The sequence below is a fragment of the Arthrobacter sp. 35/47 genome (assembly GCF_000520475.1).
In the GTDB taxonomy this organism is placed as follows: domain Bacteria; phylum Actinomycetota; class Actinomycetes; order Actinomycetales; family Micrococcaceae; genus Arthrobacter_D; species Arthrobacter_D subterraneus.
Window position 1 is genome coordinate 12,526 of record NZ_KI914607.1, and the last position, 10,247, is coordinate 22,772.

General features: G+C 60.9%; 4 protein-coding genes and 2 rRNA genes. 5 read left to right on the forward strand and 1 reads right to left on the reverse strand.

Translation table 11 applies throughout. From position 1 onward, the window contains the following. The 3 genes from X803_RS19625 to glgB all read left to right on the forward strand — a co-directional run. Positions 1-1,520, forward strand: a 1,520-nt coding sequence (locus X803_RS19625; RefSeq protein WP_035778832.1) for an alpha-amylase family protein, incomplete at its 5' end; no start/stop codon positions are given. After that, entirely contained in the window at positions 1,520-3,286 is a 1,767-nt protein-coding gene (gene treS, locus X803_RS0112010) for a maltose alpha-D-glucosyltransferase (protein ID WP_026545328.1), read from the forward strand. The genes X803_RS19625 and treS, both read left to right, overlap by 1 nt. Continuing rightward, positions 3,286-7,011, forward strand: a complete 3,726-nt coding sequence (gene glgB, locus X803_RS0112015) for a 1,4-alpha-glucan branching protein GlgB (RefSeq protein WP_026545329.1) — start codon at positions 3,286-3,288, stop codon at positions 7,009-7,011. The genes treS and glgB overlap by 1 nt, the downstream gene beginning before the upstream one ends. A gap of 74 nt (positions 7,012-7,085) precedes the next feature. On the opposite strand, the gene X803_RS21920 is transcribed toward glgB, so the two are convergent. Further along, positions 7,086-7,334 carry a bifunctional DNA primase/polymerase gene (locus X803_RS21920; RefSeq protein ID WP_156930060.1) on the reverse strand — a complete coding sequence of 83 codons (249 nt, stop codon included), beginning with the start codon at positions 7,332-7,334 and terminating at the stop codon, positions 7,086-7,088. A gap of 99 nt (positions 7,335-7,433) precedes the next feature. Here X803_RS21920 and X803_RS0112020 point away from each other — a divergent pair. Together X803_RS0112020 and X803_RS0112025 are read left to right on the forward strand one after the other, a co-directional pair. Further along, positions 7,434-8,957: ribosomal RNA gene (locus tag X803_RS0112020) — 16S ribosomal RNA — on the forward strand. A gap of 476 nt (positions 8,958-9,433) precedes the next feature. Further along, positions 9,434-10,247: ribosomal RNA gene (locus X803_RS0112025) — 16S ribosomal RNA — on the forward strand; the annotation flags it as partial.

The following is a 10,247-nucleotide window of genomic DNA, read 5'->3' on the forward strand; positions in this document are numbered from 1 at the left end:
CAGCCGACATCCGCGCTGCGGTCGAGCGCGAGCCGCTCCGGGACCTGGTGACACCCTCCCGGGCGTACCCCATCCTGGTGGAGCGCGAAGCAGCCGGCCGGGGCGCCTGGTATGAATTCTTCCCGCGGTCTGAGGGCGCTTCCTACGACCCCTCTACCGCCCAGTGGACCTCCGGTAACTTCACAACTGCCGCCAAGCGCCTGCCCGCGGTCGCGCAGATGGGTTTCGACGTCGTCTACCTCCCGCCGATCCATCCGATCGGAACTTCACACCGTAAGGGCCCCAACAACACCCTGAACGCAGGGCCCGGTGACCCCGGATCGCCTTGGGCGATCGGTGCTCCCGAAGGCGGCCATGACGCGATTCATCCGGATCTCGGGACGTTCGAGGACTTCGACGCCTTCGTGCAGCGAGCCGCCGAACTGAATCTCGAGATCGCCCTGGACCTCGCGCTGCAGGCGTCCCCGGACCACCCCTGGGTCACGGAGCATCCCGAGTGGTTCACCACCCGCGTGGACGGTTCGATCGCCTACGCCGAGAATCCCCCGAAGAAGTACCAGGACATCTATCCGATCAACTTCGACAATGACCCGGACGGCATCTACAACGAGGTCCTGCGCATCGTGCTTCTGTGGGTCAGCCACGGGGTGCGTATTTTCCGGGTGGATAATCCGCACACCAAGCCCGTGCAGTTCTGGGAGTGGCTCATTGCGAAGGTGAACGCGAAGCACCCCGACGTTGTCTTCCTCGCCGAGGCATTCACGCGCCCCGCCATGATGCACGCCCTGGGGCGCGCCGGCTTCCAGCAGTCCTACACGTACTTCACCTGGCGGAATACCAAAGAGGAGTTGGAGCAGTACTTCACGGAGGTCAGCAGGGACACTCCCGCGTTCTTCCGGCCCAACTTCTTCGTCAATACCCCTGACATCCTGACGGAGTACCTCCAGTACGGCGGCCCGGCAGCCTTCAAGGTCAGGGCTGTCCTCGCTGCCATGGCGAGCCCTTTGTGGGGAGTTTATTCCGGTTACGAACTGTACGAGCACGTCGCACGCCCGGGGGCGGAAGAGTACATCGACAACGAGAAATTCCAGTACCGCCCACGTGATTACGAAGCCGCCGAAGCGCAGGGCCGGAGCCTCGCCCCCTTCCTGACTCGGCTGAACGAGATCCGCCGCTCGCATCCGGCGCTCGGTGACCTCGAGAACCTTACGGTTCACAGCACCACCGACTCCGCCACTGTGGCCTTCTCCAAGCACAAGGCCGGTCTCGGGGAGGACGGGCAGGGGAAGGACACGCTGATCGTCGTGGTCAATGTTGATCCGCACAGTGCGCGGGAGTGCACCGTATCCCTCAATCTTGAGGCGCTTGGCCTCTCGGGGGAGGACTGGAACGAGGACGGCACTTTCTGGGTCGATGACCTGATCACCGGTCAGAGTTGGCAATGGGGAGCCCATAACTATGTCAGGCTGGACGCCCATGTTGAACCAGCACATATCCTTTCCGTCAGGAGGACGAGTTAGTGGCGAACCCGTTTCAGCTACATGCCCCAGGTCTTGCGCATGACCCCCACTGGTATCGCAAGGCGGTGTTCTATGAAGTGTTGGTGCGTGGTTTCGCGGACGCCAACGGCGACGGCTCCGGAGACTTCACGGGTCTTATCGACAAGCTCGACTACCTGCAATGGCTTGGGGTCGACTGCCTGTGGCTTCCGCCGTTCTTCAAGTCCCCGCTGCGCGACGGCGGTTACGACATCGCGGATTACTACGATGTCCTCGACGAGTTCGGGAGCCTGAGTGATTTCAAGCGCCTGGTGGCTGAGGCGCATGCGCGCGGCGTGCGCGTCATCATCGACCTTCCGCTGAACCACACCTCTGACAAACACCAGTGGTTCGAGGAATCACGGACGGATCCGGACGGGCCGTACGGTGACTTCTATGTCTGGAGTGACACGGACGAGAAGTACCAGGACGCGCGAATCATCTTCGTGGACACCGAAGAGTCCAATTGGACCTTCGACCCTGTGCGAAGGCAGTTCTTCTGGCACCGGTTCTTCAGCCATCAGCCGGACCTCAACTTCGAAAACCCGAAGGTGATCGAGGCACTCTTTGACGTCGTACGCTTCTGGCTCGACCAGGGAATCGACGGCTTCCGGGCGGACGCAATTCCGTACCTCTTCGAGGAAGAGGGCACAAACTGCGAAAACCTTCCCGCCACCCACAAGTTCCTCAAGGACCTGCGGGCCATGGTCGACGAAAACTATCCCGGCCGCGTCATCATCGCCGAAGCAAACCAGATGCCGGAAGAGGTGGTTGAGTATTTCGGCGACGACGACGGCGCGGAATGCCACATGTGCTTCCACTTCCCGATCATGCCGCGGCTGTTCTACGCGCTTCGTGACCAGAAGGCTGCCCCGATCATCGAAACGATGGCGGAGACTCCGGATATCCCGTCAGGGGCGCAGTGGGGAACCTTCCTCCGCAACCATGATGAACTCACCCTCGAGATGGTGACCAACGAGGAACGCGAGGCGATGCTCGGCTGGTACGCCCCTGATTCCCGGATGCGGGCCAACATCGGTATCCGGCGCCGGCTCTCTCCGTTGCTGGACAATTCCCGCGCCGAAGTGGAACTCATCCATGCCCTGCTTCTGTCCCTGCCGGGAAGTCCCTTCCTGTACTACGGCGATGAGATCGGTATGGGCGACAACATCTGGCTCGAGGACCGCGACGCTTCCCGCACGCCGATGCAGTGGAACCCGGACCGGAATGCCGGCTTCTCCACGGCGGACCCGGGAAAGCTCTACCTCCCGGTGGTGCAGTCCCTCGTCTACCACTACAACCACGTCAACGTTGAAGCGCAGCTGGCAAGCTCCAGTTCACTGCTTCACTGGATGCGCCAGATGCTCGCGGTTCGGCGGTCGCACCCCGCGTTCGGCCTGGGGTCCTACCGCAACGTGCCCACCGAAGCTGAGCCGGTCCTCGCCTTCATCCGTGAGGTCGAAGCCGGAAACGCCGAAGGAGAGCAGCCGGAAGTCATTCTGTGCGTCTTCAATCTCTCCCAGCACCCGGTCGCGGCGCGTCTCCACCTTCCGGAGTACTCCGGTCGGGGATTGCGGGACCTCTTCGGCGGCACCCCATTCCCTGCCTTCGGCGAAGAGGGAGACCTCACGCTCACCCTGGGCAGCCACGACTTCTACTGGTTGCGCCTGCGCTCGGCCAGCTCGAATGTCGCATCTCCACATACCGAAGCCATCCCCGTAATCCCTATTTCGGAGGCAGCACAGTAATGGACGCACCGACTTCACCCCTTCCCGAACTGCTTGCAGCCTGGATGCCCAGCCAGCGCTGGTTCCCGTCGAAAGGCAGGGAGATTTCCCTGAGCCGTGCCGGCGGGATCCGCCTGGAGGACCCATCAGGTGAGGTGGGCCTCGAGGTCCACCTTGTCGCAGTCGAATCGGGGCGAAGACTCGACGTCGTCAATGTTCCGCTTTCCTTCCGGTCCGAGCCGCTCGAAGGCGCTGACGCGGCCCTTCTGGGCGAGACGGATCATGCCGAACTTGGGCGCCGCTACGTCTATGACGGCACCCATGACCCGGTCTTCGTCTCTGCGTGGCTGGAGCTGATCCGTACCGGCGGCGGGACACCGGATGGAAGGACCACCGCGACAGCGCTGGGCGACTTCGCGTCCAGTAACGGGGTTCCGCCGTCGGCCGGGATTTCCGTGCTCGGTGGTGAGCAATCGAACACCTCGGTTGTGATCTCCTCGGGCAAGACCCCCATGATCCTGAAGTTTTTTCGTGTCCTCGCTGCCGGTGAGAGCCCTGACGTTCAGGTGAGCGCGAAACTGACAGATGCCGGAAGCATGGACGTCCCGCAGACGTTCGGGTGGGTAATGGGCAGCTGGCAGGACGCGCGGGCGGGTGGTGAGTGGATAACCGGTCACCTCAGCGTGCTGCGGGAATTCCTCACCGGAAGCAAGGATGCCTGGAAGCAGGCGCTCACGGCACTCGAAGCGGGCAAGCCGTTTACCGCGGAATCCGGGGAACTGGGCCGCGTCGTCGCGCGGGTCCACACCCAGCTGGGGCAGGCCTTCGGGAGCCGTCCGGCAACCGAGGCCGAAGCGGCAGAGTTCCGCGAATCACTGGCCAGCCGCATCGAATGGGCCTGGCGGGAAGCGGGCTCCGCTGTGGGACCCTTCGACGCGGAGATCCAGTCGGTCGCCCGCGAGGTCCACGGACTGGAGAAGCTTCCGGAGCTCCAGCGCATTCATGCCGACCTTCATCTGGGGCAGATCCTTGCAACACGCGAGGGCGCCTGGCTGGTCCTCGATTTCGAAGGGGAACCACTGCGACCTGCGGCTGAACGGAGCGTGCCCGATGTGCCGGTGCGCGACGTCGTCGGGCTGGTCCGTTCCCTCGAGTACGCAGCGGGGGTGGGCGTGCATGAGGGCTCAGTAACGCCGTCGGTTGCGGAAGAATGGGCCTCGGAGGCGGTTGAAGCCTTCCTCGAAGGGTATTCAGACGAAGCCGGAACAGCGGTTGACCGCGCGAGCGTCCTGTTCCGCGCGCTATGGCTTGATAAGGCACTCTATGAGGTGGTGTACGAATTGAGAAACCGGCCAGATTGGGTGGATGTACCTGTTTCCGCAGTTCGACGGATGCTTAAGGGCGGTCGTGCCGCAGAGGAACAGAGCGTGGAGGAGAAGCCAGACCACAAAGAGGCCCACCAGGAAGGGATCGTGGAGGAATCAACGGCAGGCCCGCAGGAAACCGGCAAGGTGCCCGCGGCAGAAGCTGCGCACAGTGAGGCCGCTGCCGGGACGCCGCCCGGAGACCCCATTCCTGTCGACACCGAAATCCTGCAGGCCGTCTCGGAGGGCCGTTACTACCAGCCGCATGCTGTGCTTGGAGCGCATCTTGACCATCACGGCCATGTGACGGTCCGCACCCTTCGCCGGCTCGCCGAGAGCGTTGTGGTTGTCACAGGCAGCGGCCGGGTTGAGCTGAGCCACGAACACAACGGCATCTGGGTCGGAACGCTGGAGCCCGAGCGCCCAGGGCATGTCCCCGATTACCGTCTGGAAGTGGTGTACGACGGCGCCCCGCAGCTGACCGACGATGCCTACCGCTTCCTTCCCACCCTCGGCGAAATCGACATGCACCTCATTGCCGAAGGCCGGCACGAGACGCTGTGGACCGCGCTCGGTGCGCACGTCCGCCGCTATGCCTCCGCGTTGGGAGACATTTCCGGCGTGAGCTTTGCGGTGTGGGCGCCCAACGCACAGTCGGTCCGGGTAAAGGCTGATTTCAACGGCTGGGACGGATCGGTCCACGCCATGCGGTCCCTCGGGAGCTCCGGCATTTGGGAGCTCTTCGTTCCCGGGGCTGAAGCCGGAGCCTGCTACAAGTTCGAGATTCTCGGGCGGGACGGACAATGGCGCGAGAAGGCAGATCCCATGGCCCGCGGTACCGAAGTCCCGCCGTTGACCGGATCCCGCGTCGTGGAGTCCCGCTATGCCTTCGGTGACGATGCATGGATCCAGGAACGCAGCGGCAAGGATCCCCACAATGGTCCGATGAGCGTGTATGAAGTCCACCTTGGATCATGGCGCCTCGGACTCGATTACAAGCAACTCGCTGAACAGCTTGTCGAGTACGTGCAGTGGCAGGGATTCACCCACGTCGAGCTGATGCCTGTCGCGGAACACCCGTTCGGTGGATCCTGGGGTTATCAGGTCACGTCCTACTACGCGCCGACTTCGCGTTTCGGCCACCCTGACGACTTCAAATACCTCGTGGACAAGCTGCACCAGGCAGGAATCGGCGTCATCATGGACTGGGTCCCCGCCCACTTCCCGAAGGATGAATGGGCACTCGCCCGGTTCGACGGCGACACCCTCTACGAGCACGGCAACCCCCAACTGGGCGAACACCCTGACTGGGGAACGCTGATCTTCGACTTCGGCCGGCGCGAGGTACGCAACTTCCTTGTCGCAAACGCCCTGTACTGGCTGGAGGAATTCCACATTGACGGGCTGCGCGTGGACGCGGTCGCATCCATGCTTTACCTGGACTACTCGCGGGAGGACGGCCAATGGCAGCCCAACCGCTTCGGAGGCCGGGAGAACCTTGAGGCGATTTCCTTCCTCCAGGAGGTGAATGCCACCGCGTATAAGCGTGTGCCCGGCATAGTCATGATCGCTGAGGAATCGACCGCTTTCGACGGCGTCACCCGCCCCACTGCCCAGGGTGGCCTGGGCTTCGGGATCAAATGGAACATGGGCTGGATGCACGACTCCCTGCAGTACATCGCCGAGGATCCGATCAACCGGGTGCACCACCACGGCAAGGCAACGTTTTCCATGGTCTACGCGTACACCGAGAACTTTCTGCTGCCGATCAGCCATGACGAGGTAGTCCACGGCAAAGGCTCGCTCCTTCGCAAGATGCCGGGTGACCGGTGGCAGCAGCTGGCGAACGTGCGCGCCTACCTCGCATTCCAGTGGGCGCATCCCGGCAAGCAGCTGATCTTCATGGGCACCGAGTTCGCGCAGGAGTCCGAATGGTCCGAGCAGCATGGTCTTGACTGGTGGCTCTCTGACACCATTCCCCACAAGGGCGTGCAGAAGATGGTGCAGTCGCTCAACTCCATCTACCGGGATACGCCCGCGCTCTATGCGCGGGATAACGATCCGTCAGGCTTCCAATGGATCGATGAGAACGACGGCGCCCACAACACGTTGTCCTTCATTCGCTGGGACACGCAGGGAAACCCGCTTGTCTGCATCGCCAATTTCTCCGGTTCCCCGCACGAGGGATACCGGGTCGGTATGCCGTGGGCCGGCCAGTGGACTGAACTGCTGAACACCGATGCCGAGGAGTTCGGCGGTTCCGGGGTTGGCAACATGGGGGTTGTCGAAGCGGTCGAGGGAGCCTCAAACGGGTTGCCTGCATACGCTGAACTGCGGGTTCCACCGCTGGGCGTTCTGTACCTCACTCCCGCCCAGGTCTAGCCTCCGAAGGGGCCCCGGCAGCCGGATTTACAAGTCCGCTGCCGGGGTGCTAGAGTTTATATCCGCGCCGACGATCACTTCGGATCCGGCCCTCCATCCACATCGAGTGAAAACCAGGTTGTTTCTGGTCGCCACGAAGTGGAGGTGAAGGGGTGGATTTGACGGGGTGGGGTTTGGCGGGTAAGTTTGAAAAGTTGCTCCGGAGCGATGATGCGGCCTTGAGGGTTGTGTTTGGTGCCGGGTGCTTCTGTTGTTTGAGAACTCAATAGTGTGCCATGTTTGTTGATACCGATTGTTTTTTGATTGGTTGATTTGCTGGTCATTCCGCTTCCGTGTGGGGTGGCTGGTTTTTTGGCTGGTTTCGAATTTTGTGCAGCATGGGTTCTTCTTTTTCCGGGGGGCTTGTGTTGTGTTCGTATTTTTTTACGGAGAGTTTGATCCTGGCTCAGGATGAACGCTGGCGGCGTGCTTAACACATGCAAGTCGAACGATGATCTCCAGCTTGCTGGGGGGATTAGTGGCGAACGGGTGAGTAACACGTGAGTAACCTGCCCTTGACTCTGGGATAAGCCTGGGAAACTGGGTCTAATACTGGATACGACCTTCCCACGCATGTGGTGTTGGTGGAAAGCTTTTGTGGTTTTGGATGGACTCGCGGCCTATCAGCTTGTTGGTGGGGTAATGGCCTACCAAGGCGACGACGGGTAGCCGGCCTGAGAGGGTGGACGGCCACACTGGGACTGAGACACGGCCCAGACTCCTACGGGAGGCAGCAGTGGGGAATATTGCACAATGGGCGCAAGCCTGATGCAGCGACGCCGCGTGAGGGATGAAGGCCTTCGGGTTGTAAACCTCTTTCAGTAGGGAAGAAGCGAAAGTGACGGTACCTGCAGAAGAAGCGCCGGCTAACTACGTGCCAGCAGCCGCGGTAATACGTAGGGCGCAAGCGTTATCCGGAATTATTGGGCGTAAAGAGCTCGTAGGCGGTTTGTCGCGTCTGCCGTGAAAGTCCGGGGCTTAACTCCGGATCTGCGGTGGGTACGGGCAGACTTGAGTGATGTAGGGGAGACTGGAATTCCTGGTGTAGCGGTGAAATGCGCAGATATCAGGAGGAACACCGATGGCGAAGGCAGGTCTCTGGGCATTAACTGACGCTGAGGAGCGAAAGCATGGGGAGCGAACAGGATTAGATACCCTGGTAGTCCATGCCGTAAACGTTGGGCACTAGGTGTGGGGGACATTCCACGTTTTCCGCGCCGTAGCTAACGCATTAAGTGCCCCGCCTGGGGAGTACGGCCGCAAGGCTAAAACTCAAAGGAATTGACGGGGGCCCGCACAAGCGGCGGAGCATGCGGATTAATTCGATGCAACGCGAAGAACCTTACCAAGGCTTGACATGAACCGGAACGGCGCAGAGATGTGTCGGCCACTTGTGGCCGGTTTACAGGTGGTGCATGGTTGTCGTCAGCTCGTGTCGTGAGATGTTGGGTTAAGTCCCGCAACGAGCGCAACCCTCGTTCCATGTTGCCAGCGGGTTATGCCGGGGACTCATGGGAGACTGCCGGGGTCAACTCGGAGGAAGGTGGGGACGACGTCAAATCATCATGCCCCTTATGTCTTGGGCTTCACGCATGCTACAATGGCCGGTACAAAGGGTTGCGATGCTGTGAGGTGGAGCTAATCCCAAAAAGCCGGTCTCAGTTCGGATTGAGGTCTGCAACTCGACCTCATGAAGTCGGAGTCGCTAGTAATCGCAGATCAGCAACGCTGCGGTGAATACGTTCCCGGGCCTTGTACACACCGCCCGTCAAGTCACGAAAGTTGGTAACACCCGAAGCCGGTGGCCTAACCCTTTTGGGGGGGAGCCGTCGAAGGTGGGACCGGCGATTGGGACTAAGTCGTAACAAGGTAGCCGTACCGGAAGGTGCGGCTGGATCACCTCCTTTCTAAGGAGCGCCTACAACTGTTCATGTCCCGCGTTGTGTGGGGTGTGGGGGTTGTCAGGAGTATGCCCATTGCGCAGGCGTTTGTTCTGCGGTGGGTGCTCATGGGTGGAATATCAACGGATAGGTGCCGGGTTGGTGCCGGCTGGTTTGAGTACGGGCTTGTGTCCGCTTCCCTTCTTTGTGGGGGTTGTGGGTGTGGGTTGTGGAAAGGGCTGGTTGGTTGCTGGTTCGGTGGTGTATGGCACACTGTTGGGTCCTGAGGCAACAGGGGCTGGACTCTTCCTGGGTCGGGGGCGGATCGCGTTTTGCGTGGTTGGTTTCCTGGTGTGGGTGGGGTGTGGTTGTTGGGGTTTCTGGTTTTCCTGGGCATGCCTGCCTGTGCTCCCGTGTGGGGTGGCTGGTTTTTTGGCTGGTTTCGAATTTTGTGCAGCATGGGTTCTTCTTTTTCCGGGGGGCTTGTGTTGTGTTCGTATTTTTTTACGGAGAGTTTGATCCTGGCTCAGGATGAACGCTGGCGGCGTGCTTAACACATGCAAGTCGAACGATGATCTCCAGCTTGCTGGGGGGATTAGTGGCGAACGGGTGAGTAACACGTGAGTAACCTGCCCTTGACTCTGGGATAAGCCTGGGAAACTGGGTCTAATACTGGATACGACCTTCCCACGCATGTGGTGTTGGTGGAAAGCTTTTGTGGTTTTGGATGGACTCGCGGCCTATCAGCTTGTTGGTGGGGTAATGGCCTACCAAGGCGACGACGGGTAGCCGGCCTGAGAGGGTGGACGGCCACACTGGGACTGAGACACGGCCCAGACTCCTACGGGAGGCAGCAGTGGGGAATATTGCACAATGGGCGCAAGCCTGATGCAGCGACGCCGCGTGAGGGATGAAGGCCTTCGGGTTGTAAACCTCTTTCAGTAGGGAAGAAGCGAAAGTGACGGTACCTGCAGAAGAAGCGCCGGCTAACTACGTGCCAGCAGCCGCGGTAATACGTAGGGCGCAAGCGTTATCCGGAATTATTGGGCGTAAAGAGCTCGTAGGCGGTTTGTCGCGTCTGCCGTGAAAGTCCGGGGCTTAACTCCGGATCTGCGGTGGGTACGGGCAGACTTGAGTGATGTAGGGGAGACTGGAATTCCTGGTGTAGCGGTGAAATGCGCAGATATCAGGAGGAACACCGATGGCGAAGGCAGGTCTCTGGGCATTAACTGACGCTGAGGAGCGAAAGCATGGGGAGCGAACAGGATTAGATACCCTGGTAGTCCATGCCGTAAACGTTGGGCACTAGGTGTGGGG